This is a genomic window from Mesorhizobium sp. B2-3-11, from assembly GCF_006442215.1.
GTDB classification, from domain to species: Bacteria; Pseudomonadota; Alphaproteobacteria; order Rhizobiales; family Rhizobiaceae; genus Mesorhizobium; species Mesorhizobium salmacidum.
This window is the reverse complement of sequence record NZ_VFVS01000002.1, coordinates 112,257-137,241: the sequence shown is the minus strand read 5'-3', so window position 1 is coordinate 137,241 and position 24,985 is coordinate 112,257. Positions and strand designations below refer to the sequence as shown.

Genomic DNA, 24,985 nt, shown 5'->3' with positions numbered 1-24,985 from the left:
GGACCGCGCCTATAGCGCCGCGTGTGCCTCGCGGAACGATATCAGCTTGCTGCGGCTTTCGTCCCACAAGGCCAGTTTGACGCAGCGCAGGCTCTCGAGCAGCGTGACGCGGCCGATACCGCGCAACTCGGGATAGTCCCGCAGCACTTCCTGCAGCCGGTAGCCGGGCACCCTGGCGGAGAGGTGGTGGACGTGGTGAACGCCGATATTGCCGGTGAGCCAGTTCAGCACCGGCGGCAGGTCGTAATAGGACGAGCCGTGCAGGGCGGCGTGCTGGAACTCCCATTCCCCATCCTTCGCCCACTCGGTCTCCTCGAACTGGTGCTGGACATAGAACAGCCAGATGCCGGCCGAACCGGCGAGAATGACGATCGGCAGATGGACAATCAGGAACGCGCCGGGACCGATGACCCAGATGAGGATGGCCGCGGCAAGCGCGATGCCAAGATTGGTGGTCATTGACGAAACCCAGGGCGTCAGGCCGCCGCGCATCATGCCGACGGGCAGCCTTTGCGAGAAGATGAACAGCCAGACCGGCCCCAGGCCGAACATCACCAGGGGATGGCGGTAGAGACGGTAGGCCAGACGGCCCCGCCAGGACATCCGCCGGTATTCGGCGACGGTCAACGTCCTGATGTCTCCCATGCCGCGCTCGTCGAGATTGCCGGCGCTGGCATGATGCGTGGCATGGGCGCGCCGCCAGCAGTCGTAAGGCGTCAGCGTCAGGATGCCCAGCGCACGACCGATCCAGTCATCGGCATGGCGATTGGCAAAGAAGGAGCCATGGCCGCAATCGTGCTGGATCATGAAAATCCGCACCAGGAATCCGGCCGCGGGCAAGATGAGGATCAGTCCCCACCAATGACCATAGGCATAGGCCGCGGACGACAGAGCCCACAGAGTGGCGAAGGGAATGAGGGTGATGGCAAGTTCGAGTGCGCTGCGCCGCCTGTCAGGCTTCTTGTAGCGCGCCAGAATCTTGAGCCAGGCGCGCTTGCTATTGGCCGCCGCTTCGGGGGAAATCATGTTCATCAGGAAGCATAGGCGGGGTGCGCCGCCACCGCAAGCCGATGATCACGTAAAGTTACTGTGCGTAATTGTCGCGTAAGGCCTAGTCGATCCTCACTGCCCGTCGCCAGCCGACGTCGCCATCCTCGACCCTGTCGAGGTGGTCGAGCAATTGTCCGAAGCGGTCCGGGATGTCGGTTTCGGTGCGGAAGGCTGGCAAGGTGCGCAGAAAGCGCTTCATCGCCTCGGCGCCGATCTGGCGCCGAACCTCCGCAGCGAGCCTTTCTGTTTTTTCGAGCTTGTTGCGGGTCATCGGTTCAAATCCTGCGTCGGGTCCCAAACTCCTCCAGCGACGGAATGGTTCCCGCATCACGGCCTTGTGGCAAGCAAAGCCGGCAAGCACGGTAAAATTTGAATTAAAATCGGACTACCGCCTTGGTGCCTTCCAGTCCGGTGAAAGGTCCTCGCGGTCGCTTTCCCCTTGATTTTTGGCCTGCGAACCTCGATATCGGGCACAAATCCATACCATTCGAGATGACGGGAAACGGCGATGAGCGACCAGGCAAAAGACGAACGCGCGCCCAGTGAAGCCGAGACGGCCGAGGCCAATGTCGAGCGTACGGAAGGCAGCATCGATGGCGACTATGAAGCGCTTGTGCGCCTGCTGAAGGAAAACGAAGAGCTGAAGGACCGCGCACTGCGCGTCGCGGCCGAGATGGAGAACCTGCGCCGCCGCACCGCGCGCGACGTGCACGACGCGCGCACCTACGCGGTGGCGAATTTTGCCCGTGACATGCTGTCGGTGTCAGACAATCTGCGCCGCGCGCTGGATGCCATTCCCGCCGAGGCCAAGGCGTCGGGGGATGCCGGCTTCAAGGCACTGATCGAAGGCGTCGATCTGACCGAGCGCGCCATGCTGTCGGCGCTGGAACGGCATGGAGTCAAGAAACTCGCTCCGGAAGGCGAGAAGTTCGATCCCAATTTCCACCAGGCGATGTTCGAAGTTCCCAATCCCGATGTCCCTGCCAACACCGTGGTCCAGGTCGTGCAGCCGGGCTATTCGATCGGCGAGCGAGTGCTGCGCCCAGCCATGGTCGGCGTCGCCAAGGGCGGCCCGAAAATCGCGGCCGACGCGCCGGTCGAGCCAGGGCCGGTCAATGAGCAGGCCGAGAAGGATGCGTGAGTAGGGGAATAGGGAGTAGGGGAGTAGGGGAGTAGGGAAAAGAAACAGGAAGCCGTATGAATCAAGCGGCTTCGTGCTAAACATATTCTCCTATTCCCTATTCCCTATTCCCCTAACCCATGAACCCCATCGCCCTTCTCGACTATGCCGGCGTTGCCGTCTTCGCGGCGACAGGGGCGTTGGCGGCGTCGCGCAAACAGGTCGACATTATCGGTTTTCTGTTCCTGGCCAGCGTCACCGGTATCGGCGGCGGCACGCTTCGCGACGTCATCCTCAATCTGCCGGTTTTCTGGGTCGCCAACTCCAGCTACGTGCTGATCTGCGCGGCGGTCGCGGTGCTGGTGTTCTTTGGTGCGCACCGTGTCGAATCCCGCTGGAAGTGGCTGCTCTGGCTCGACGCCATCGGGTTGGCCGCTTTTTCGGTGATGGGTGCGGCCAAGGGTCTGGCCATTACCAGTTCGCCGGTCGTTTCCGTCGTCACCGGCGTGCTCACCGCCACGTCGGGCGGCATCCTGCGTGATCTGTTGGCGGGTGAACCCTCGGTGCTGCTGAGGCCGGAGATCTATGTTACGGCCGCTCTCGCGGGCGCTGCAATCTTCACGGCTAGCGACGTCACAGGATTGCCGCCGATCGTTTCAGAGCTGGCCGGCTTCGCCGCCGCGTTCGCGGTGCGCGGCGGTGCGCTCCGTTTCGGCTGGACCTTTCCATCCTACAAGAGCCGGCCCGGCCGGCGGCCGGAAGACATTCCGTGAAAAGAAGGGAATAGCGGGTAGTGAGTAGCGAATAGGGTTGGCAGAACGCATGGTTGCGGCGCAGCTCTCGCTATTCGCTATTCGCTATTCGCTATTCGCTATTCGCTATTCGCTATTCGCTATCGTCACGCGGCGAAGCGCTGCGCTTCCCCGCCATAATAATTGACGTAGCGTGCGCCGATCTCCTTGACCGGCATCACGACGAAAATGTCGACCGTGGAGAATTCGCGGTCGATGACGCAACCATCGCCGATGCGAGCGCCTACCCGCAGATAGCCCTTGACCAGAGGCGGCATCGCCGCGATCGCCGCCTTGGTGTTGACCGCCTCGATCGGCATCAGGTCCATGGAGCAATAACGTTCGGACACAGCTCGCACGTCCCAGGCCGAGTTTGTGCGGCAATGATGGGCGAGATAGGTGAGCGCCTCGGCATGCGCCGCAGGCACGGTGCCGTGGAATGAGGCACAACCGGTCATCACGCCGATTTCGTAATGATTGATATAGGCCCAGATGCCTTGCCACAGCGCCTCGATGGTGCGCTTCGAACGGTATTCGGGTAAAACACAGGAGCGGCCGAGTTCGAGGAAACGCTGGCCGGGATGACGGGCGATGAGCTTGGTCAGCTCGAATTCGCCTTCGGAATAGAAGCCGCCGGCGGTTGCTGCGATTTCTTGCCGCAGCAAGCGATAGGTGCCGACGATGCGGCGGTGCTCAGGGCCGGAAAGCGTGGTATCAAGGACGAGCAGATGGTCGCAGAGCGGGTCGAAACGGTCGGCGTCGCGGCGGTCCTGCGCCTGGAACAGATCCTTCCTGGCGCCAAGCTCATCATAAAATACACGGTAACGCACTTCCTGCGCGGCCGCGATCTCGGCCTCGTTGCGGGCAAGCCGCACTTCGAGGTTGCCGATACGGCCGAGCGCTGCGCCTTTTATGACGGAATCGACATTACGTCCGGCGAGCAAGGCGCTGCTGGCGTTCGGCCGAGTGTCACATTCCGGCATAACTGTATGCACGAGTGATTCTCCTTCGAGCCATCCCTCTTGGCACGGGGATACGGTGTAGGTGCAACAGGATTGTGACAGTACCGTGATACGGCGTCGCGGGCAATACTTCGTCGGCTGGCGAAAGCGGTCAACCGGCTATGTTGCGTCACAAGGCCCCAGGTGCGTCGTGTTCGCGGGTGCCGAAACCGTGCTGCTTTTTTTGGTGGTCTTCGTCAGCCACGCACCGGGAAAAGGCGGCTCAAGCGGCGACCTGGCCTTCGACGGCGCTGACCAGCGCCTCAGGGTCAAGCGGCTTGGTGACGAAGCCGCTTGCGCCGTGGGCAAGCACCGCATGGCGGGTCTTTTCCTGGCTATCGGCTGACAGCACCATGATCGGCACGGGCGGCACGGATGTCTCCTCCTCATGGCGACGAATCGCGGCAATGGCGTCCAGCCCGTCCATGACCGGCATATGCAGATCCATCAGCACCACGTCGAAACGGCGGTTGTGGCCGGCGCCCGTGACCGCCTCGACGGCGGCCTTGCCATTGCCGACCACCTTGACGCGATGTCCGGCTTTCAGCAGCGTTGCACGGGCCAGCATGGCATTGATGTCGTTGTCCTCTGCGATCAGCACGGACAGGCCCTGCTGGCGTTCGCCTGACGCACGAAGCGCCGGTGCGCGGCGTTTTTCCGGCTGCGGCGTGGCAAGGACCGGTGCGTGGCTGCTCAAAAGGACGCGCAAGAGTGTTCCTCCGCGCACTGGCCGGGCAAGGAATGTCGCGTAGCCGCTGCCGCGAAACTCGCCAAGCATGCCGCGGTCGGTGGGGGCAATCAGCGTGATGGCTTCGCAATTGGCGAACCCATGTTGACGGAGCCGCTTGAGCAGCCTTCCGTCACTCTCTTCCAGGGCCGCGTCGACCAGAAGCACGTCGCAGCCGTCGGCAAAGGAAGCGGCCTGAGCCACGGTGGTGGCCATGCCGGCCGCGCCGCCATTGGCGCGGATGGTGCGGGCGATGGCGTCGGCCTCGACGGTGTTCTTGGACAGGATCACGGCGCGTCGCCCGGCAAGCGCGTTCAACCGGCCCTGCGGCGGCTCGGTGGCTGATATGGCGGGAATTTCGAAGACGAATTCCGATCCCTGGCCAAGCCGGCTGGAAACCGAAATCGCGCCGCCCATGGCGGCCACCAGGCGCTTGGAGATGGCAAGTCCCAGTCCGGCACCGCCATGCGGGCGCGTCGAGGTGCCGTCGGCCTGCTCGAATTCCTCGAAGATGCGCTCCATGTCCTTGTCGCGCAGGCCCGGACCGGTATCGGCGATGGTGAAGCAGATGCGGTCGGTGGTCTCGGTGCGGGCGCGCGCGACGCTGACCAGAACGCCGCCGCTGTCGGTGAACTTGATGGCGTTGCCGATGAGGTTGAGCAGCACCTGCCTGACCCGGCCCGGATCGGCTGTGATCAATTGCGGCACATCCGGTTCGACATGGCAGCCGAGGCCAATATTCTTGGCGAAGGCGCGTGCGGCCATCAATTCGATGATGTTGTCGGCGATCTCACGCACGGACATCGGCTGCGGTTCGGGATCGAAGCGTCCGGCCTCGATCTTGGAATAGTCGAGCAGGTCCTCGATCAGGGCAAGCAAGGCGCTGGCCGAAGTCGAGATGGCGCCGACATAGGTCTGCTGCTCCGGCGACAGCCTGGTGTCGGCGAGCAGTCTGGCCATGCCCATGATGCCGTTCATCGGCGTGCGGATCTCATGGCTGACCGTGGCGAGGAAGCGCGACTTGGCCTGGCTTGCGAACTCAGCGCGCTCGCGCGCGGTGATCATGGATGATTCGGCGCGCTTGCGTGCGGTGATGTCGCGGGCGATGGCGCGATGCGAGACGGCATTGCTGTCCTTGTCGCGCACCGACAGCTCGATCCACGAGAACCAGCGCGGGCCGGTCGGCGTGCGGATTTCAACGTCGGTGGAACTCAGGCATTCATGGTCGGAGAAAGCGGCATCGGGAACGATACCGACCTCGATGCCGAGCTCGGCCAGCGTCTTGCCGGCAAGGTCGCGCTGATCGGTTTCGACAAGGTCGGCGAACACCTTGTTGGCATAGACAATGTAACCATCGCGGTCGCGATGGATGACGAGGTCGCCGAGTGCATCGATGAGACCGCGAAAGCGCTCCTCGCTTTCCTGCATCTCCCACATGCGATCGGCCAGCGTCTCGATCTCGGCGCGGTTGCGGGCGGTGGTTTCGTCAAGCATGACCGTATTGCGGCGCACGCTGCGTCTGGCGTGCAGATGCATGGCCAGGCCGGCAAGGCCGGTTACCAGCAACGCCACGCTGATGAAGGCCGGGCCCCCGGTCAGGTAGGAGAGGCCTGCCAGCGCCATGACAACGAAGGTCAGGATCGGCAGGCCTTCCCGCTTGGCCGGTTGTTGATCGGGCACCAGCGGCGGCGCGGCGATAAACCGCCGCGCAGGCGCCGGCGCTTGCGCCGGTGCCGCATCGATGTCGTCACCTGCATCGATACCGTCGCCTGCGTCGACCGGTTGGCTGTCGGATTCCGCGATCATGCGAAATCCTTTGCCAGACAGAGATTATGGAAAATTGCGGGGGATCGTTCGAATTTTAGCGGATTGGGCGTTTTTGCCTCGGCGGCGACGGATTTACCAGCTGATGTGGCAATTCCGTCCGGCGCCCGCGACCCCTTAGACGGGTCACATGTCGACGACGACGCGGCCGCGGATCTTGCCATCGACGATGTCGTGTGCCGCACCGATGATGCCGTCGAAGCCGATGGTCGTGGACAGGCTGGCGAGCTTGTCGACATCGAGATCGGCACCGATGCGCCGCCACGCCTCGAGGCGTACTGCCTTCGGCGCCATCACCGAATCGATGCCGAGCAGGGAGACGCCACGCAGGATGAAGGGTGCCACGCTCGACGGCAGATCCATGCCGCCGGCGAGGCCGCAAGCGGCGACCGCGCCGCCATAGGAGGTCATCGACAGGACGTTGGCCAGCGTGTGGCTGCCGACCGAATCGATGCCGCCGGCCCAACGCTCCTTGGCCAGCGGCTTGGCGGGCTGGTTGAGCTCGTCGCGCGATATCACCTCGGCGGCGCCGAGGTTGATCAGATAAGGGCTTTCGGCATTGCGGCCGGTCGAGGCGATGACATGGTAGCCGAGGCTGGACAGGATCGAGACAGCGACGGAACCGACGCCGCCGGCGGCGCCCGTAACCACGACAGGGCCGCGATCGGGCAGGATGCCGTGCCGCTCCAGGGCCATGAGGCAGAGCATGGCCGTGTAGCCGGCGGTGCCGACCGCCATGGCATCATGCGCGCTCATGCCTTCCGGCAGAGGCACCAGCCAGTCGCCCTTCACGCGGGCGCGCCCGGCATAAGCGCCGAAATGGGTTTCGCCAACGCCCCAGCCATTCAGGATGACCTTGTCACCCTTGCGCCAGTCGGGATTGGAAGAGGAGATGACGGTGCCGGCAAGGTCGATGCCCGGCACCAGCGGCCATCGGCGGATCACCGGTGCCTTGCCCGAGATGGCCAGTCCATCCTTGTAGTTCACCGTCGTCGCCTCGACCGCGATGGTAACGTCGCCCTCCATCAGATCGGCGTCGGTGAGATCGGTCACGACGACCGACTGTTTTTTCTCGGCATCGCGCGAAACGAGGATGGCTTTGAAGGTTTCGGTCATCTTTCTCTCCGCGAACTTGCTTGGCGTGTGACTGTGCGGCGATGGCAGCGTGGGGTCAATCCTTGGAAGGCTTGGCGTTCGGAGGCGTGGGTTCACGCCGCCAGCCGATGAGTTCGTCGAAGACGACCAGCGCCGCGCCCACGGAAATGAAGGCGTCCGCAAGGTTGAAGACGGCGAAGGACCAGACCGGCGTGTGGAACAGGATGTAATCGATGACATGGCCGTAGACGGCACGGTCGATCAGATTGCCCAGCGCGCCGCCGATGATCAGGGCAAAGCCGATGCGGGCGATGACATGGCCCGATGGCGTGCGCGTGGCGAGGTAAAGCACGAAGGCGACGACCAGCGCGGCGATGACCACGAGGCCGGTGTCGCCGAAGGAGGAGAACATCGAGAAGGCGATGCCCGTATTATAGGTGCGAAACAGCGCCAGGAACGGCAGGAGGTCGAGCTTTTCCTGGAAGGGCAGGCCGGCCTCGACCAGTGCCTTTATCCATTGGTCGAGCGCGATGGCCACGATGACGAGCAGCACGTAGGGAGACCATGATTTCACGATTGGGCAACCCTCATTGCTGGTCCGGGATTGGTTCGAGTTTCAACGCGCCGCGCCTGATCTCGAACAGCATGATGCCGGTGGCGACCGCGAGATTGAGCGAATCGGCGCGGCCCGCCTGCGGAATCCTGAGCAGCCTGTCGCAGCTTGCCGCCAGGCTTTCGGGCAAGCCCTGCTGCTCGTTGCCCATCATCAGCAGCACCGGCCCGCGGGAGAAATCGACCGAGCGGTAGTCGACCGCGCCTTTCAGATGCGTGCCGGCAACGAGACCCGAAAAGCCGCCGCGCCAGGCCAGGAATGCCTCGGTCGTTGCCTTCGCCACAGGCACGGCGAAAATGGAACCCATGGTGGCGCGTACAGTTTCCACAGAAAACGGATCGGTGGTATCGCCGACCAGAATGATGCCCCTGGCGCCGACGGCATCGACGGTGCGGATGACGGTGCCGAGATTGCCTGGATCGCGCACCCGGTCGAGCGCCACCCAGACATCGCCATTATCGGCACGGATGTCCTTCAGGGCCAGGAATTTTTGCGAGAAGACGCCGACCACCATTTGCGGATTGTCGCGGCGGGTGATGGCGACAAGCACCTTTTCCGATACTTCGAGCACGGTGCCGCCGGCGGCAACGGTGCGCGCCGCGACCTTTTCCACGGCCGCGTTGCCGCGTCCGGCCTTGGCGAAAACAAGCGTCCTGATCTGCCAGCCCAAATCGAGCGCATCGATGACCAGCTTCAGCCCTTCGGCCATGAAGGCGTTCTGCTGGTCGCGAAATTTCTTCAAGGCAAGTGCCTTGATGTCCTTGACCAGCGGATTGGCAAGGCTGGTGACTTCCTTCACCTGGCCTGGTGCGCCGGCATGCCGTTCGTTCATGTCAGGCCACCCAGCGCGAAAACAGTGAAGTCGAAAGCGCCCGGCCGACGGACTTTTCACGGATGATCAGCTCGCCCGATTCAACCTTGCCGCCCATGCCCGCAAAGGTGTCGCGCATCAGAGCGTGGACGGCGAAGAAGGAGGCACGGATCGAATAGGCGGTCAGAACCACGGCAAGCGGTTTTGGGGTCAGGATCGAGCGACAGAGGTCCGTCAAATCAGGCAGGTCCTCGAACAACTGCCACACTTCGCCCTTGGGGCCGCGGCCATAGGCCGGCGGGTCGAAGAGGATGATGTCGTAGCGGCTGCCGCGACGCTCCTCGCGTTCGGCGAACTTCACCGCGTCGTCGACGATCCAGCGGATCGGCTTGGCGCCAAGACCGGCCATCTCCTGGTTTTCGCGCGCCCAGCCGATTGCCTTCTTCGAGGCGTCGACATGGGTGACCTCCGCACCCGCGCGCGCCGCCACCAGCGAGGCAAGGCCGGTATAGCCGAACAGGTTGAGCACCTTGACGGGGCGCCTGGCCGCAGCGATCAGGTCCGCCATATGGTCCCAGTGCGAGGCCTGCTCGGGAAAGACACCGACATGGCGAAACGAAGTGAAACGGCCGAGATAATCGATGCCGTCATGCTTCATCGGCCAGGTTTCGCCGAGCGGTGTCTTGGGAAAACGCCAGCGGCCGATGCCCTCCTCGTCGGTGTCTCCGGTAAAGATCGCGTCGGCCCGCTCCCAGTCCCTTGCCGGCAGAGCCTTCTGCCAGATCGCCTGGCCTTCGGGCCGCACGATGCGGTAGGGACCGTATTGTTCAAGCTTTTGGCCGGCACCGCTGTCGAGCAGCGCGTAATCTGCGTTGGGAGCTACTTCGAGGATTACCGGAAGGTGCTCAGCGGGCAGGGCGCCTTCGCGGCGGGCGAGGATGCGCGGCGCGGATTTCGGCTCGAACCGGTTTTCCGGTTTCACATTGTGTTGTTCGCGCGGCCTGGCATCTGGCTTGACCGCGGAACGATCCTCGGCCGGGCGCGGCTGTACGGTCCCGCTCTTCGCTGGGTGCGGTCGGCCGTCGCGGCGTTTGACGCGAAAAGACTTCAAGAGGCAGCTTCTCCGGCGGTTCGGCCCGCTTCTGCCACAGCTATGCCCATCGGCGCAACAAACCCGCGCGACATTGCGATTGCGGAGGCTCAGCCATGCCCGATCGAAAGCAGGGCGACAACCAGCGAAACGAAGCCGACAGCCTTGGCCGCCGTGACGGCCATGTGGCCGGTCTCCCAGCGCAGCCGTATGGCTTCGAAATTGTCCGGAATCGGGCCCGGCACCCAGGTGGCGAGAACGTTATTGGCCGGTTTGACGAGAACGAACCAAAGCACCAGGGATAGCGCATAGAGCAAGGCGGCGCCTAGTGCGAACCAGAACGCCGGCCGATCCTCGCGCAGCAACCATGCGAGCAGTCCCGGGCAGGCGACCGCCGCGACATCCAGCGGCGCGCCGATGATAGCGAAGAGCAGGAACTGCCCGTTGAAAACGGTGGCCTCGCGCCAAAGCGCCGGGGACCACCGGGTGAGCCGGGGCGCCGATTCCAGGACATGGGCGAAGGACGGCCCGAGGCTGAGCGCAGCGATCGTGGCGGTCAAGACAGACCAGAAGAGCAGGAAGCCATATAGTCGCATGACGCGACAACGGTTCCGGGCCGAAGCCGTTCCGAACCGTCGCCCCTTGCCGTTGCCTCAGCGCTGGCCCTATCGTTTACCACTCCCGGATAGCGTCCATGTCCCGTTCCGAACGCCTGCTTGACCTGATCCAGTCGCTGCGCCGGCACCGCTGGCCGGTGGATTCGCCGACCTGCTGTAAGCTTCTGATTTTATGCATGTCGTTATCCCGGAACCGAGGACAGTTCCGGGCGACATGCATTAGCCCCTGAGCGCCTTGTAGACGGCAATGCCGGCGGCCAAGTCTTCGAGTGCCGCGCCAACCGACTTGAACAGCGTGATCTCGTCAGGGCTGCCGCGGCCTTCCCTTTGGCCGCGCGCCAGTTCGTGCAGGTCGGCGACGATGGCTTCCGGCTTCAGCACGCCGGAGGCCAGTGGCTGGACGATGTCGCCGGCCTCCTTGGTGGCGCCGGCGCGTGTGTCGACATAGACGCGGGCGCGCATGATCGCGTCGTCATCGCTTTCGCGCATCGTCGGGGTGAAGCCGCCAACCAGATCGACATGGGTTCCCGGCCGCAGAAGCGCACCCTTGATCAGCGGCGTGGTGGTGATTGTCGCCGAGGAGACTATGTCGGCCTGGCCGAGCTCGGCATCGAGATCGGTCGCCGCGCTGGCCGCGAAGCCCTCGGCGCACAGATCGGCCGCGACTTTCTCGGCGTTGGCCGGGGTGCGGTTCCAGATGCGGATGGTCTTGATTGGCCGCACGGCGCTGTGCGCCTTGGCCAGGAAGGGTGACAGCGCGCCGGCGCCGACCACCAGCAGCCGCGAGGCATCGTCACGGGCGAGATAGCACGCAGCGAGCGCCGAGGCGCAGGCCGTGCGCCACTGCGTCAGCCGCTGGCCGTCGATCAGGGCTTCCGGTTCGCCGGTGCCGCCGTCGAGCAGGAGGTAGAGCCCCATCACGGCGGGCTTGCCGATGGTGTTGTTGTCGGGCGAGACGGTGACGATCTTGACTCCGATATGACCGCCGGCGGAACCGCCCGCGGCTTGAAAATCGGTCCAGGCCGGCATCAGCAGCAGGGTCGACGCCGCACCGTCAGGCCTTTCGACCGCGTGATGATGCCTGACCGGCTGCACCGCGCCCTCGCGAAATGCCGTGCGCAGCGTCTCGACCAGACCAGGAAAGGTCAGCGCACGATCGACCTCGGCGGCCGAAATGGTCAGCATGAAAGGCTCCATGAAAAGAAATGCGCCGGCCGACGCTTCAATTGGTGGGCTTCGGCAATGCTGACCCTGGGCCTGACCCTGGGGCTGACCCTTGGACCGGGGCCTGCGGCACTAAAGGCGCGCGGACCGCCTGGCGCAGGTTTTCCGCCTCGACGCCGCGCTGGCGCGCCAGTTTGCGGTAGCGGCCCTGCTTGACCCAGGTCGCCAGGCTGCCGACGACCATGCCGACGGCGAGCGCCAGGAACAGGAAAATAAACAGCGGCAAGGTCAGCGTCAGCTTCGGATTGCCGGGATTGAACGGGTCCAACGTGAAGGCGACGAGTTCGCGGTTGGCGACGGCCAAAGCGATCAGGATGATCGCCAGGGGCACGAAGATCACGATAAGTATGAAGCGGTTGAGCATGATATTTTCCGTCGCAAGCGGGCCGGGACAAGCCGTCCGGCTACTTGCCGCCGTTCAGTCTTTCACGCAGTTCCTTGCCGGTCTTGAAGAACGGCACCCATTTCTCCTCGACCTCGACGGATTCGCCGGTGCGCGGGTTGCGGCCGGTGCGGGCAGGTCGGTTCTTCACCGAAAAAGCGCCGAAACCGCGCAATTCGACCCGGTTGCCCTCGGCAAGCGCGTCAGTGATTTCATCGAAGATCGCGCCGACGATGTTTTCGACGTCGCGCAGGAAAAGATGCGGATTGCGCGTGGCAATAATCTGCACAAGCTCGGACTTGATCATCAGACGGGTCCCCGTGAAAGCAGTTCGGCCAAAATTATCAGGATGATTTTATTTGCTTTTTCAGCTGTCCCAACGCGTCTCAAGGGTGCCAGACGGAAACGAGACCGTCAAGAAACAAGCGGTCGGCGCCAAGTTCATGGATGACGTCGCCGCCGGAGTCCGGCAGGCCGAGCGCGCCGGCGACCGTGCGTGCCATCGCCTTCGACCACAGGAAACCGCCGCGCCGTTCCGTGTCCTTCCACTCGACCACCTTGAGTTTGGCATCGACACCCTTGGTCGCCAGCCAGTCGATCGCCACGGACTCGCCGCCGACGGCGTCGATCAGCCCGTTGGCAACACCCTGGCGGCCGGTGAAGATCGAACCGTCGGCGAGCGCCAGCGCCTGTTCGTGGGTCATCTTGCGGCGTTCCGCGACGATGCCGACGAACCAGTCGTAGCTGTCCAGGATGAGCTTGCGGACCATGGCGCGTTCGTCGTCATTGGTCGGCTTGAAGGGCGAGGGTGAGGCTTTCAGCGGCGAGGATTTCACCTCCTCCAGCTTGACGCCGAGCTTGTCCATCAGGCCGCTGACGTCGGGATACTGGATCAGCACGCCGATCGAGCCGACGATCGAGGTTTTGCGGGCGACGATATGGTCGGCGGCACTGGCGATCATGTAGCCCGCCGACGCGGCGAGCGTTCCGACCTCGGCCACGACAGGCTTGTCGGCGGCGAGCTTGCGCACCTCCTCGTAGATCGACTCCCCGCCGACGGTCGTGCCGCCAGGAGAATCGACCACCAGGATCACGCCTTTTACTTTCGGCGACTGGCGGATGGTCTCCAGCCGCTTGATCAGTTCGTCGTCCTCGGTGATGGTGCCTTCGATCCTGACCTTGGCGATGTGGTCGACGGCAAAGCCCCCGAAATCGTCGCCATAGAACCAGGTCGACAGCGCAATCACGCCGAGCGCCACGATGCCAAAGGCCGCAACACGCCAGAAAGTCAGTTTGCGCCGCAAGCGGCGGCGGTCGATCAGGTCGTCGGCTCTCAATGCCATCGTCAGCCTCACAGTCAGCGGGAAGAGACGCTTTTAGACCATGATGTCTTCATCGGGAAGCAGTTCCGTCCCGCACGTGGCGCGGCGATCCGCGCGCGACGGTCCATATGCTGTCTTTTTTGTGACTGGCCTATGCGAGCGACGCGAGGTAAGTGCGAAGAACTTCAGTAATGAAAAAAGACGCAAGGGCGTCTATTTCTGCTATGAAGCACTGGCTGTTGCGCTGACCCGGTTTTGTTTGTGCACGGCAGCTGTCACATTTTTGCGGTTTTCGTCGGCTTGTGCTTGCGTGAGGGCGCTGGCGTCCCACCTATAGGCGGGGCTCCTGGGCAGGGTTTTGGAAGAAAGCAGTCATGTTAGCGCGACCGAATGAACCGACCAGCCCGGAGACGGAGTTGGCTCCCCCGGCGGATGGCTGGACGCGGGGCGAAGCTTTCGACCGCGCCCAGCGTCATTCGCGCCGCGTGCGCGTGCTCAAATTCGCCGTGCCCTTGGCCGCGGCGTTGATCGCCGTGGCCTTCCCGGTCTATTCCTATTTCGCCGCGCCCGTCTCCGTCGCGGTGCAGGCCGAAGGCACCGCCTTCTCCAACGGCAAGCTGGTAATGGCCAATCCCAAACTCAACGGTTTCACCAAGCAGAAGCAGCCTTATTCGATGACGGCGCTGCGGGCGATACAGGATGTGAGCACGCAAGGCATCATCGAACTCGAAGGCATCGACGCCAAGGTGCCGATCGCGCCCGATAATGTCGCGGCGGTAAAAGCCTCGCACGGTACCTACAATCGCGACGGCAACACGATGAACCTGACCAGCGACGTTGTCATCACCACGACCGACGGCATGCAAGCCAAGTTCAAATCGGTCTTCCTCGACATGGGCAAAGGCACTATGAAGACGGGCGATCCGGTCGACGTCAGCCATGACGGGTCGCGGATCACGGCGAATACGATGTCGGTCCAGGACAATGGCAAGGTTCTGGTTTTTGAGAATAAAGTGCGCGTCAACATCGATTCCGCCGCCATGAAGACGGCAGAGGGAAACAGCGGAGAAACCAATGCGGCTCAGTAGTTCGACGCGGCTCGCGGCTGCAACTTCGGCGTTGCTGCTGCTCGGACTGGTGCCGTCACTGGCGCAGTCCACCACCCAATCAGGTCTTAAACTGTCCGGCGACAAGCCGATCCAGATCGAAAGCGACAAGCTGGAGGTTCGTCAGGCCGAGAGTGTCGCCATCTTCACAGGCAATGTCAGCGTCGTCCAGGGGCCGACGTTGATGAAGGCCGGCAAGATGACGGTCTATTACGTCAAGGATCCCAATGCCGCTGCCAAGGGGTCGGAAGCGGCAGGTGCGGCGATGACCGGCTCCGCCAACATCGATCACCTGGAGATCTCCGACAAGGTCTACATCAAGTCGGATGCGCAGGTCGCCACCGCCGATCAAGGCAGCTTCGACATGAAGACCCAGGTTCTGGTGCTTTCGGGTCAGAAGGTGGTGCTCTCGCAAAACGACAATGTCCTGGTCGGCTGCAAACTCGTCGTGCAGATGAAAACCGGGCTGGCCCAGGTTGATCCATGCGCTGGCAAACGCGTCGTGATGTCGATCACACCACCGCCGAAATCGGATGCGTCGAAATCGGGAGCGACGAACCCCTGATGGCCAGCCTGTCGTCGCTGACGGCGCGTCTTCCGGGACGGGCCGCAGGCAAGCTTTCGGCTCCGGCCGCGATCACCGTCGACAAGGCGAAGTTCAAGGGTACCTTGATCGCCAAGGGCCTGACCAAGAGCTACAAGGGCCGCAAGGTCGTCAGCGGCGTCACGCTGGGCGTGCGCGCTGGCGAAGCCGTCGGGCTGCTCGGCCCCAACGGCGCCGGCAAGACGACCTGTTTCTACATGGTCACCGGCCTGGTGCCGGTGGATGAAGGCACTATCGAGATCGACGGCTTCGACGTCACCTCGATGCCAATGTATCGCCGCGCGCGCCTCGGCATCGGCTATCTGCCACAGGAGGCCTCGATTTTCCGCGGCCTCAATGTCGAACAGAACATCCGCGCCGTGCTCGAAGTGGTCGAAAAGGACCGCAAGGTTCGCGAGCGCAGCCTCGACGAACTGCTCGAGGAATTTCACATCAGCCATCTGCGCAAGGCGCCGTCCATGTCGCTCTCGGGCGGCGAAAGGCGGCGCCTGGAAATCGCGCGTGCGCTGGCGACGCGCCCGGCCTATATGCTGCTCGACGAACCCTTCGCCGGCATCGATCCGATCGCCGTCGCCGACATCCAGCAACTGGTGCGTCACCTGACGGCGCGCGGCATCGGTGTCCTCATCACCGACCACAATGTGCGTGAGACGCTCGGCCTCATCGATCGTGCCTATATCATCCATGCCGGCCAGGTGCTGACCCATGGCCGCGCCGACGAAGTGGTGGCAAATCCCGACGTGCGGCGGCTTTATCTCGGCGAGGGTTTCACGCTCTGAGACGTTCGCTGTCTGAAACAGCGAACCGTCCCGTCTCTGTTTTCACGAATTCCGATCGGAAAGCCATTTTTTCCCGGCTCCTGGAAACGCTCTCAGCGTGAAATTTGTTTCCTGATACGATTTTTTGCGCGCCGACGACCAGTTTTCCGCGATTTTGATCCGCAATAACGCTCCGGTAAGCGAGTTTTGCTAGGCTTTGCCTTGACAAGCAAAAGCCGGGCCAGTTTCTATGGCCGGCCGAGAAATTCATTCCGGAAGTCCGGACGCGTAGAGGAGGCGTTTGAAACCGAACCATGGCATTGGCGGCGAAACTACAGCTCCGACAGTCGCAGTCGCTGGTGATGACGCCGCAGCTGATGCAGTCGATTCGGCTGCTGCAGTTCACTCATGCAGAGCTCGAGCATTTCATCGACGAGGAGATCGAGCGCAACCCGCTCCTGGAGCGCGCCGAGCCGCAGGACGATGCCGCGAGCGATCAGGCGCAGAAGCTCGAGGCTGAGCCGCAAGCGGCGCCCGATGGCGACTGGTTCGAGAACGAGACGGCATGGAGCGCCGAGGCAATCTCGGAAAAGCTCGACACGTCCCTGGAAAACCTGTTTCCCGATGATCCCGGCACCAGCGAACGGCTCGGGCCCGACCTGACGGCGCAATGGAAATCGGCTTCTGGCAGTGGCGGCGGCTCCTCTTCCGAGGGGCTCGATGCCGGCGACATGGCGGCGAGCGCGATCACGCTGCGCGACCATGTCGGCGAGCAGATCGCGCTCGCCTTCACCGATCCCGTACCGCGGCTGATCGCCGGAGAACTTGCCGATGGGCTCGACGAGACCGGCTATGTCAGGGCCGATCTGGCGGAGATCGCTGGGCGGCTTGGCACCGACGGCGTGGCGGTGGGCAAGGTGCTGGCCGTATGCCAGACCTTCGAGCCGGCCGGCCTGTTTGCCCGCGATCTCGCGGAATGCCTTTCCCTGCAGCTTGCGGTGCGTGACCGGCTCGATCCGGCCATGAAGGCCCTGATCGCCAATCTCGAACTGCTGGCGCGCCGCGATTTCCAGACGCTTAAGCGGCTCTGCGGCGTCGATGAGGAGGATTTGCTCGACATGCTGGCCGAAATCCGGGCGCTCGACCCACGGCCCGGCATGGCGTTTTCAGGCGGCGCCAGCGACTCGATCGTCGCCGATGTCGAGGTGCGGGCGGCCAATGACGGCAGCTGGACCGTCGAACTCAACGCCGAAACGCTGCCGCGCGTGCTGGTCGACCATATCTATTTCGCCCAAGTGTCGCCGCACGCGAAGAACCAGGCTGAGAAGGACTTCCTGGCCGAGTGCTTGCAGAATGCCAACTGGCTGACACGCAGCCTCGACCAGCGGGCCAAGACGATCCTCAAAGTGGCCTCGGAAATCGTGCGCCAGCAGGATACTTTCCTCGTCCATGGCGTGCGCCACCTGAAGCCGCTCAACCTGCGCACGGTGGCCGACGCCATCGGCATGCACGAATCGACGGTCAGCCGGGTCACCGCGAACAAATACATGCTCACCCCGCGCGGCGTGTTCGAACTGCGCTATTTCTTCACCGCCTCGATCGCGGCATCGGGTGGTGGCGATGCGCATTCCTCCGAAGCGGTGCGTGATCGCATCAAGCAAATGATCGACGAAGAGAAGCCCGTCGATGTGCTGTCGGACGATGCTATCGTCGACATGCTGAGGGAAAGCGGCGTCGATATCGCCCGTCGCACGGTCGCCAAGTACCGGGAAGGCATGAATATTCCCTCATCAGTGCAGCGCCGGCGCGAGAAGCGGGCGCTCGCCAGCGCCGGCCGTTAGGCACTCGCGATTTCCACAGTTTTCGAGTTTCATTGACAAGCCACGGTGAAGTGGCTAGAAGCCCGCCCGCATGAGACGGGCTTGATGCCCGCTAGCGGATGGTCCGTCACGACAATGACCCGGGACGGTCAAGAAGGCGGCTTGTGATCAACCGGAAAGTTCGGATTTAAATCGGCGCGAGTGACGCCGCAAAGCTTGTGCGCACGGATCACGAGTATAAACTCGGGCCAGTTTGAAGCCTGAGCAAGGAAGGTCAGTTTTCAGATGAATCTGCGCATTTCGGGAAAGCACATGGATATCGGCGATGCGTTCCGCACACGCATCAACGATCGTGTCGGTGAAGCGATCGGCAAATATTTCGATCGCGGCTTCGCGGGGCACGTCACCGTCATCAAATCGGGCTCGCGCTATTCGGCGGATTGCATGATCAGGCTGGATTCCGGCGCCTCGCTGCAGGCCACCGGCGATGCCCAGGATCCGACGCTCGCCTTCGAGGCCGCGGCCGATCGGCTGGAGACCCGGCTTCGGCGCTACAAGCGCCGTCTGAAATCGCACAATTCGGGCAATGCCAATGGCGAGTTGACCGACATTGCCTATACCGTGATGGCACCGCTTGCCGATGACGATGAGGAAATCCCGGAGGATTTCGCACCGGCCATCGTCGCCGAATCAACCATGACGCTGAAGACCATGTCGGTGGCCTCAGCCGTCATCGAGCTCGATACCAAGGACAGTCCGGTGGTTGTTTTCCGCAATGCCGGAACCGACCACCTCAACATTGTCTATCGCCGGCCAGACGGAAACATCGGCTGGATCGATCCGTCCACGACCAAAGTCGCACAGGGATAAAAGCCGGCCGCACGAGGGGTGGGGACTGGCGCGGCAGGCGAACAAGGATTTTCAAGCATGGATCTGAGCGATCTTATCAGCGTTCCGGCGATCTTGCCGGCGTTGAAGGCGAACTCGAAGAAGCAGCTTCTGCAATTGCTGTCCGAGCGAGCCGCGGCGATTTCGGGCATCCCGGAACGGGAGGTGTTCGACACCATCCTGCAGCGCGAACGCCTGGGTTCGACCGGCGTCGGCAACGGCATCGCCATCCCGCATGGCAAGCTCGCCGGCGTGAAGCGCATCGCCGGCGTTTTCGCCCGGCTGGAAACCCCGGTCGATTTCGAATCGCTGGATGACCAACCGGTCGATCTGGTGTTTCTGCTGCTGGCGCCGGAAGGGGCGGGTGCCGATCACCTAAAGGCGCTGTCGCGCATCGCGCGCGTGCTGCGCGACGCCGACACGGTGGCCAAGGTCAGGGGAACGCGCGACGCCGCGGCGATCCACGCGCTTTTGTCGGACACACAGGCCTCGCACGCGGCCTGAAGCCATCTTTTTTAAGATATCACCCCAAGGGCCGCCGTGAGCGGCCCTTTTCAGTTAACCCGCTGGCCGACTTTAATGAATGGCGACGGTGGTCAGGTCGTTTTCCATGGCGCCGGCCAAGGCACGGTCACGCGCATCGGAAAGCAGGATCGGCTGGCCGTTGGCGCCAAACAGGGCCCACAGCTCCATACCGGGCGCGATTTCGCCGATGTTGGGGAAGCGGCCGAGCAGTTCATCGCTCGAGACCTTGCGCAGATAGGCGACCGAGCCTTCGCCGAGATGGGCGAACTCGCCGCTGGTCATGGTGATGGTTTCGTCAGTTCTGGTCATTTCAAGCCTCCTTGGCGCGAGGACGCCGCTCAAGGCCATCCCGCATGAGAGCCATCAGTGAAGATCAGTCTTTCACCGATATATTTATTTTCCGTACCAGCCGTTCAGACTCCGGCCGATCGAGGTCGATCGACAAAAGGCCGTTCTTCAGCTCCGCCGCGATCACGCGCATGCCGTCGGCCAGCACGAAGCAGCGCTGGAACTGGCGTGCGGCAATGCCGCGATGAAGGAATTCGCGCTCGGTATCGTCGGTCTGACGACCGCGCACGACCAACTGGTTTTCCTCCGTTGTCACATCGAGATCGCTTTCGGCGAAACCGGCGACAGCAAGTGTAATGCGTAGCCTTTCGGCCTTGCCGTCGGCACCGCTGAGGCGCTCGATGTTGTAGGGAGGGTAGCTGTCACCGGACTTCGCCAGACGCTCCAGGGTCTTTTCCATGGCATCGAAACCCAGGAGAAGCGGGCTGGAGAAAGGCGTCATTCGGCTCATGTTACACTGTCCTCTCAAGAGCGACATAAACTGGAAAAACCCAAATGGCATTTTTCCCGATGGTCTTGATATGGTCCGCCCCACGACCAAGTTCAAGCCACCAAAAGACCCGCCCAAAAAGACCAAGCCGTGGACTCACAGGAATAATCGACATGGCGCTTGAAACGACGCGCGGATGCAAGGAGAAGCGCGCAGGCCAGGACCGTTCCCCGTCGAGCGGTTCGGCAGCTTGCAGCCGGTTGGCGTTTTTCGGGCGCACGACCGGTGAGCTGATGGCTAGCCAAACAAGGAATTGAAATGCCCCAACCACGCAAGATCATCATCGACACCGATCCCGGCCAGGACGATGCCGTCGCCATTCTGCTGGCGCTCGGCAGTAGCGAACTGGACATCATCGGCATTACTGCCGTTGCCGGCAACGTGCCGTTGAAACTGACCGAAAAGAACGCCCGTAAGATCTGCGAATTGGCCGGCCGGCCAGACATCAAGGTCTATGCCGGCGCCATCCGTCCGTTGGCGCGCGAACTGGTCACCGCCGAGGAAGTGCATGGCAAGACCGGTCTCAACGGGCCGCAACTGCCCGAACCGACGATGAAGCTGCAGGAGCAGTATGCCGTCGATTTCATCGTCGAGACGCTGATGAAGGAAGAGAGCGGCACCATCACCCTTTGCCCGCTCGGGCCGCTCACCAACATAGCGCTGGCACTAATCCGCGAACCGCGCATTGCACCGCGCATCAAGGAAATCGTGCTGATGGGCGGCGGCTTCTTCGAAGGCGGCAATGTCACGCCGGCCGCCGAATTCAACATCTATGTCGATCCACAGGCCGCCGATCTGGTGTTCAAGTCCGGCATCCCGATCGTGATGATGCCGCTCGACGTTACCCACAAGGCGCTGACCACGTCCAAGCGCATCGACGCTTTTCGCAAGCTTGGCAGCAAGGTCGGCATCGCCACGGCAGATATGCTCGAATTCTTCGAGCGTTACGACGAGGAGAAGTACGGCACCGACGGCGGGCCGCTGCACGACCCGTGCGTTATCGCCTATCTGCTGAAGCCGGATCTGTTCAAGGGCCGCAATTGCAATGTCAGCGTGGAAACCGCCTCGGAACTGACCATGGGCATGACCGTGATCGACTGGTGGGGGGTGACCAAGCGGGAAAAGAACGCCATGGTGATGCGCGACATCGACCATGACGGGTTTTTTGCGCTGCTGGTGGAGAGGCTGAGGCGGCTTAACTGACGTTTTTTGGACAACGCGCGTTGTCACCAGCGCGCGTTGTCACCCATTGAGCAATCGATAGGTGTCGACGCCGTGCTTGTGGTGCTGCCGTTCAATAGGAACGAGAGAGCCAAGAAGATGCGGTCGCTCGACGTCATCGTCGATCGATATCCGCGTGTTGTCGTCATCAAGGCGTACATCGTAGGTGTAGTACAAATTGTGACCTACCATGGCATACGGGCTGATAGGCTTCACTCTAATGTATTCGACAACGGCCATCACGCGTTGGGTGGCGACGACCGGATTGGCCTGAAGCTCTACAATTGCGATGGATTTCATCAGCGCAAAGGCGCAAAAGAAAGCGATGCCGACCACTGCGTCGCTGTACTCGTATTGCCAAATAAGCAAGCGATCCCGAAAGGAAACGTTTGATTTGCGCATAGTGAAGAATTGTGCAGTGGCGTGCAATTCTTCAATGTGTCTCTGCGAAAATTTATGAAGAAGGCGCTTTCGTGGTTACTTCGACCGCGAAAACGCCAGCCACAGGCCGCCGCCGACCATGAAGCTGCCGCTGATCCTGGACAGGAGCTTGACGCGGCTGGCCGAGAGCATGCGGCCGGCGCGGCCGGCGGCGAGCGCATAGGTCGAATCCGACATGACGGCGAAGATCATGGCGGTTAGGCCCATGACGACGATCTGCAGCGAATAATTGCCCTGCGGCGCGATGAACTGCGGGAAGAAGGCGCCGAAGAAAATCAGCGTCTTGGGATTGCTCAGCGCCACGAGCAGGCCCTGCAGGAAGAAGCCGCCGCGTGGTTTACGAGCGGTTCCGTCGGCGTTCAGCGTGCCCTTCGAGCGGAACATCTGCACGCCCATCCAGATCAGGTAGGCGGCGCCGATCAGACGCACCCACTCGAACCAGTGGCCCATGCCCGAGATCAGCGTGTTGAGGCCGATGCCGACGATGGCGATCGTGACGGCAAGGCCGGCTTGCGTGCCGGCAACGTTGGCGAGACCGGCACGAGTTCCGTGGCGGATGCTGTTGGCGATGATCAAGGTCACCGTCGGCCCGGGCACCAGGATGATGACGATGCAGGCAAGAACATAGGCGGCGTAGAGTTCCAGCGACATGATTTTTCCTCGCAATGCCGCTACGCGGCCTTTCAGGCGACAATCAATGCATGGCGGCGATAACGACGCAAGCCGGTGCGCGGCGTGCCTGGCTCAGGCGCCGGCCGGCCAGGGCAACGTCGTCTCATAGGCGGCCGCGGCCTTCAGCACGGCGAGGTCGCCGCGTGGCCGGCCGATCAGCTGCATGCCCATGGGCCGGCCCCTGTGGTCGAAGCCGACCGGCACATTGACCGCCGGGCAACCGCCCAAGGTGGCGAAGGCTGAAACCTGCATCCAGCGATGGTAGCTGTCCATCTCCCGCCCGGCGACCTCGCGGGGCCAATGGGTGCCGACATCGAAGGGAAAGACCTGTGCGGTTGGCAGCGCGATAAGGTCGAAGCGGTCGAAGATCGACAACAGCATGCGGTGCCAGGAGGTGCGAACGACCGAAGCCGCGCGGATTTGCGGCGCCGTCAGCCGCATGGCGTTCTCCACTTCCCAGACGGCTTCCGGTTTCAACAGGCTGCGCCTGGCGGGATCGTCATAATGCACTTTCAGGGCGCAGCCGCTGCTGGCCTGGCGCAGCGTCACGAAGGCCTGCCAGAGTGCTTCGAAATCGAAATCCGGTCGCAAGGGCTCGGCCAGGAAGGATACATCCGTGAACCGTGCGAGTGCTGCCTCGCAAAGGTCGAGGATGCCGGGCTCGATCGGCAGATGGCCGCCGAGATCGCCCAGCCAGGCGATGCGGCCGCCGGTCGCCACCGTCGCGAGCCCTTCAAGGAAGGAGCCCTGCTTTTCATAGGAGAGAGGCGCCTGCGGATGGTAACCGGCCTGCACGTCGAGCAACAGCGCCATGTCGGCGACGTTGCGGCCCATCGGCCCCTCGACGCCCATCTGCGCCTGAAAAACCTCGAAGTCGGGACCAGCGGGCACGAGCCCTTGCGACGGCCGAAAACCGTAGACATTGTTCCAGGCTGCCGGGTTGCGTAGCGAACCGCCGAAATCGCTGCCGTCGGCGACGGGCACCATGTCGAGTGCCAGCGCCACCGCCGCACCGCCGCTCGAGCCGCCGGCGGTGAGCGACGGATCGAAAGCGTTCAGCGTTGGCCCGAACACGTTGTTGTAGGTGTTGGAGCCGAGCCCGAATTCGGGAACGTTGGTCTTGCCGATGATGATGGCTCCGGCGTCGCGGATGCGTTCGACGAAGAAGTCGTCTTCCTGCGGCACGAAATCGGCGAAGATCGGCGAGCCGAACGAGGTTCTGAGGCCCGTTGTGGAGGCAAGGTCCTTGATGGCAATGGGAAGGCCAAAGAGGGACCCGCTTCCATCCGTCCGCCTGATATCGGCGGCGTCGGCCTCGCGCAGGATGTCGGCGCGGTCGCGCAACGAGACAATGGCATTGACCAGCGGGTTGACCGCATCGATGCGATCGAGGAACGCCGTCACCACCTCGCGCACGGAGAGTTTCTTTCGGCGGATCGCGTCGGCGAGTTCGACAGCCGACAGGCGGCAGATGTCGCTGGCCGCGGGTACGGCATGTCTGGTGCGGGGGCGCATCATCTCAACGGGTTTCCTGCAAGGCCTGGTCGACATCCTTGGCCAGCGGGATTGCCGGCTGGGCGCCGGGCTTGAGGCAAGCCAGCGAGCCGGCGGCGCCGGCACGCGCCAATGCCTGTTCGAGCGTGAGGCCCGACGCCAGGCCGGCCGCGAAATAGCCGCAGAATGTGTCGCCGGCCCCGACCGTGTCGACCGGCGTGATCTTCAACGCGGGAACGGTCAGGAAATCGCTCGGCGTCGCCGCCATCACGCCTTCGCCGCCAAGCGTGACGACGATGGCGCGTCCGGTTTTCCCGGCAAAATCGCGCATGCGCGCCTTCCGATCGCGGCCGCTGAGCGCCAGCGCCTCGCCATAGAGGTCGAACTCGGTTTCGTTGGCTACGACGTAATCAGCCTTGCCGAGGAAGCCGGCCGCCTTGGCGTGGAACGGAGCCGTGTTGAGCACGGTGACCGCGCCGGCCGCCCTTGCCTGGTCGAGTGCCGCATCGATCGTCGCGAGCGGAATCTCATGCTGCAGCAGCACGACGTCGCCCTTGTTCAGAAAAGCCTTGGAGAGGTCGCCGGGCACCACGGAAGCATTGGCGCCGGCAACCACGGCGATGATGTTCTCGCCGTCGTCACCGACCATGATCAGCGCCGTGCCGGTCGAGGCAAAGGTCTCTCCCACGCCCGACAGGTCGACCTTGGCCTCGCGCAGCAACGCCAGCGCTTCTGGTGCGAAATTGTCCTTGCCGACGGCGCCGACCATGCGCACCTGAGCACCGGCACGTGCGGCGGCGAGCGCCTGGTTGGCGCCCTTGCCGCCGGGCGCCGTTGTGAAACCGGAACCGCTCACCGTCTCACCGGGGCTCGGCAAGCGGTCGACATTGGCGATAAGGTCGAGGTTGATCGAGCCGACTACGATAATCAAGAAATGCCTCCTGCTGAATG

28 protein-coding genes are annotated in these 24,985 nt (G+C 63.0%); 9 read left to right on the top strand and 19 right to left on the bottom strand.

The window, feature by feature from the left end; translation table 11 throughout:
* Positions 1-9: 9 nt before the first annotated feature.
* Entirely contained in the window at positions 10-1,032 is a 1,023-nt protein-coding gene (locus FJ960_RS04100) for a fatty acid desaturase (protein WP_140503002.1), read from the bottom strand.
* 79 nt (positions 1,033-1,111) lie between these two features.
* Positions 1,112-1,321 carry a hypothetical protein gene (locus FJ960_RS04095; protein ID WP_027143052.1) on the bottom strand — a complete coding sequence of 70 codons (210 nt, stop codon included), beginning with the start codon at positions 1,319-1,321 and terminating at the stop codon, positions 1,112-1,114.
* Positions 1,322-1,558: 237 nt separating this feature from the next.
* Here FJ960_RS04095 and grpE point away from each other — a divergent pair, with 237 nt between their 5' ends.
* Both grpE and FJ960_RS04085 read left to right on the top strand, forming a co-directional pair.
* Positions 1,559-2,191 (top strand): nucleotide exchange factor GrpE, encoded by a 633-nt coding sequence (grpE, locus tag FJ960_RS04090; protein ID WP_140712052.1) that lies wholly within the window; start codon positions 1,559-1,561, stop codon positions 2,189-2,191.
* Between the two features lie 119 nt (positions 2,192-2,310).
* Complete coding sequence (locus FJ960_RS04085) at positions 2,311-2,943, top strand: trimeric intracellular cation channel family protein (RefSeq protein ID WP_140712050.1); 633 nt, start codon at positions 2,311-2,313, stop codon at positions 2,941-2,943.
* Positions 2,944-3,068: 125 nt separating this feature from the next.
* On the opposite strand, the gene FJ960_RS04080 is transcribed toward FJ960_RS04085, so the two are convergent.
* From FJ960_RS04080 to sppA, 11 genes are all read right to left on the bottom strand, one after another.
* The gene (locus FJ960_RS04080) at positions 3,069-3,944 is read right to left on the bottom strand and encodes a GNAT family N-acetyltransferase (protein WP_032935138.1); all 876 of its coding nucleotides are present in this window, start codon (positions 3,942-3,944) and stop codon (positions 3,069-3,071) included.
* Between the two features lie 241 nt (positions 3,945-4,185).
* Positions 4,186-6,495, bottom strand: a complete 2,310-nt coding sequence (locus FJ960_RS04075) for a PAS domain-containing hybrid sensor histidine kinase/response regulator (RefSeq protein ID WP_140712048.1) — start codon at positions 6,493-6,495, stop codon at positions 4,186-4,188.
* Between the two features lie 144 nt (positions 6,496-6,639).
* Positions 6,640-7,629, bottom strand: coding sequence for an MDR family oxidoreductase (locus FJ960_RS04070; protein WP_140712046.1), 990 nt, complete (start codon positions 7,627-7,629; stop codon positions 6,640-6,642).
* Positions 7,630-7,684: 55 nt separating this feature from the next.
* Positions 7,685-8,182 carry a signal peptidase II gene (gene lspA / locus FJ960_RS04065; RefSeq protein ID WP_140712044.1) on the bottom strand — a complete coding sequence of 166 codons (498 nt, stop codon included), beginning with the start codon at positions 8,180-8,182 and terminating at the stop codon, positions 7,685-7,687.
* A 13-nt stretch (positions 8,183-8,195) separates the two neighbouring features.
* Complete coding sequence (locus FJ960_RS04060; protein WP_140712042.1) at positions 8,196-9,053, bottom strand: RNA methyltransferase; 858 nt, start codon at positions 9,051-9,053, stop codon at positions 8,196-8,198.
* Between the two features lies 1 nt (position 9,054).
* Positions 9,055-10,143 carry a class I SAM-dependent rRNA methyltransferase gene (locus FJ960_RS04055; RefSeq protein ID WP_140712040.1) on the bottom strand — a complete coding sequence of 363 codons (1,089 nt, stop codon included), beginning with the start codon at positions 10,141-10,143 and terminating at the stop codon, positions 9,055-9,057.
* A gap of 89 nt (positions 10,144-10,232) precedes the next feature.
* Positions 10,233-10,718 (bottom strand): DUF1772 domain-containing protein, encoded by a 486-nt coding sequence (locus FJ960_RS04050; RefSeq protein WP_140712038.1) that lies wholly within the window; start codon positions 10,716-10,718, stop codon positions 10,233-10,235.
* Between the two features lie 240 nt (positions 10,719-10,958).
* A complete protein-coding gene (locus FJ960_RS04045) occupies positions 10,959-11,924 on the bottom strand; it encodes an ornithine cyclodeaminase family protein (protein ID WP_140712036.1) in 966 nt (321 codons plus the stop codon).
* A 37-nt stretch (positions 11,925-11,961) separates the two neighbouring features.
* Positions 11,962-12,327 carry a DUF1049 domain-containing protein gene (locus FJ960_RS04040; protein ID WP_140712034.1) on the bottom strand — a complete coding sequence of 122 codons (366 nt, stop codon included), beginning with the start codon at positions 12,325-12,327 and terminating at the stop codon, positions 11,962-11,964.
* A 40-nt stretch (positions 12,328-12,367) separates the two neighbouring features.
* Positions 12,368-12,652, bottom strand: a complete 285-nt coding sequence (locus tag FJ960_RS04035; protein WP_006200394.1) for an integration host factor subunit beta — start codon at positions 12,650-12,652, stop codon at positions 12,368-12,370.
* A 79-nt stretch (positions 12,653-12,731) separates the two neighbouring features.
* Positions 12,732-13,688, bottom strand: a complete 957-nt coding sequence (gene sppA, locus FJ960_RS04030; protein ID WP_140712032.1) for a signal peptide peptidase SppA — start codon at positions 13,686-13,688, stop codon at positions 12,732-12,734.
* 353 nt (positions 13,689-14,041) lie between these two features.
* Here sppA and lptC point away from each other — a divergent pair, with 353 nt between their 5' ends.
* From lptC to ptsN, 6 genes are all read left to right on the top strand, one after another.
* A complete protein-coding gene (gene lptC / locus FJ960_RS04025; RefSeq protein ID WP_140712030.1) occupies positions 14,042-14,755 on the top strand; it encodes an LPS export ABC transporter periplasmic protein LptC in 714 nt (237 codons plus the stop codon).
* Complete coding sequence (locus FJ960_RS04020; RefSeq protein ID WP_027143039.1) at positions 14,742-15,338, top strand: LptA/OstA family protein; 597 nt, start codon at positions 14,742-14,744, stop codon at positions 15,336-15,338. Before lptC ends, FJ960_RS04020 begins: the two co-directional genes overlap by 14 nt.
* The gene (gene lptB / locus FJ960_RS04015; RefSeq protein ID WP_027143038.1) at positions 15,338-16,156 is read left to right on the top strand and encodes an LPS export ABC transporter ATP-binding protein; all 819 of its coding nucleotides are present in this window, start codon (positions 15,338-15,340) and stop codon (positions 16,154-16,156) included. The genes FJ960_RS04020 and lptB overlap by 1 nt, the downstream gene beginning before the upstream one ends.
* A 293-nt stretch (positions 16,157-16,449) precedes the next feature.
* Positions 16,450-17,976, top strand: a complete 1,527-nt coding sequence (rpoN, locus tag FJ960_RS04010; RefSeq protein WP_140712028.1) for an RNA polymerase factor sigma-54 — start codon at positions 16,450-16,452, stop codon at positions 17,974-17,976.
* Between the two features lie 264 nt (positions 17,977-18,240).
* A complete protein-coding gene (gene raiA, locus FJ960_RS04005; RefSeq protein ID WP_027143036.1) occupies positions 18,241-18,825 on the top strand; it encodes a ribosome-associated translation inhibitor RaiA in 585 nt (194 codons plus the stop codon).
* A gap of 57 nt (positions 18,826-18,882) precedes the next feature.
* On the top strand, positions 18,883-19,347 hold the full coding sequence (ptsN, locus tag FJ960_RS04000) for a PTS IIA-like nitrogen regulatory protein PtsN (RefSeq protein ID WP_027056629.1): 465 nt from the start codon (positions 18,883-18,885) through the stop codon (positions 19,345-19,347).
* Between the two features lie 72 nt (positions 19,348-19,419).
* Here ptsN and FJ960_RS03995 read toward each other — a convergent pair whose 3' ends face one another.
* Positions 19,420-19,677 carry a DUF1150 family protein gene (locus FJ960_RS03995; RefSeq protein ID WP_015315721.1) on the bottom strand — a complete coding sequence of 86 codons (258 nt, stop codon included), beginning with the start codon at positions 19,675-19,677 and terminating at the stop codon, positions 19,420-19,422.
* A 64-nt stretch (positions 19,678-19,741) separates the two neighbouring features.
* Positions 19,742-20,167, bottom strand: a complete 426-nt coding sequence (locus FJ960_RS03990) for an Hsp20 family protein (protein WP_013893014.1) — start codon at positions 20,165-20,167, stop codon at positions 19,742-19,744.
* Between the two features lie 297 nt (positions 20,168-20,464).
* On the opposite strand from FJ960_RS03990, the gene FJ960_RS03985 reads away from it, so the two are divergent.
* The gene (locus tag FJ960_RS03985) at positions 20,465-21,409 is read left to right on the top strand and encodes a nucleoside hydrolase (protein ID WP_140712026.1); all 945 of its coding nucleotides are present in this window, start codon (positions 20,465-20,467) and stop codon (positions 21,407-21,409) included.
* A 39-nt stretch (positions 21,410-21,448) separates the two neighbouring features.
* Here the strand turns inward: FJ960_RS03985 and FJ960_RS03980 are convergent, their stop codons facing one another.
* The 4 genes from FJ960_RS03980 to FJ960_RS03965 all read right to left on the bottom strand — a co-directional run bounded on the left by FJ960_RS03980 (position 21,449) and on the right by FJ960_RS03965 (position 24,965).
* Entirely contained in the window at positions 21,449-21,829 is a 381-nt protein-coding gene (locus FJ960_RS03980) for a hypothetical protein (protein WP_140712024.1), read from the bottom strand.
* A 75-nt stretch (positions 21,830-21,904) separates the two neighbouring features.
* A complete protein-coding gene (locus tag FJ960_RS03975; protein WP_140502971.1) occupies positions 21,905-22,519 on the bottom strand; it encodes a LysE family translocator in 615 nt (204 codons plus the stop codon).
* 93 nt (positions 22,520-22,612) lie between these two features.
* Entirely contained in the window at positions 22,613-24,058 is a 1,446-nt protein-coding gene (locus tag FJ960_RS03970; protein ID WP_140712022.1) for an amidase, read from the bottom strand.
* Position 24,059: 1 nt separating this feature from the next.
* Positions 24,060-24,965 (bottom strand): ribokinase, encoded by a 906-nt coding sequence (locus tag FJ960_RS03965; protein ID WP_140712020.1) that lies wholly within the window; start codon positions 24,963-24,965, stop codon positions 24,060-24,062.
* Between the last annotated feature and the right edge of the window lie 20 nt (positions 24,966-24,985).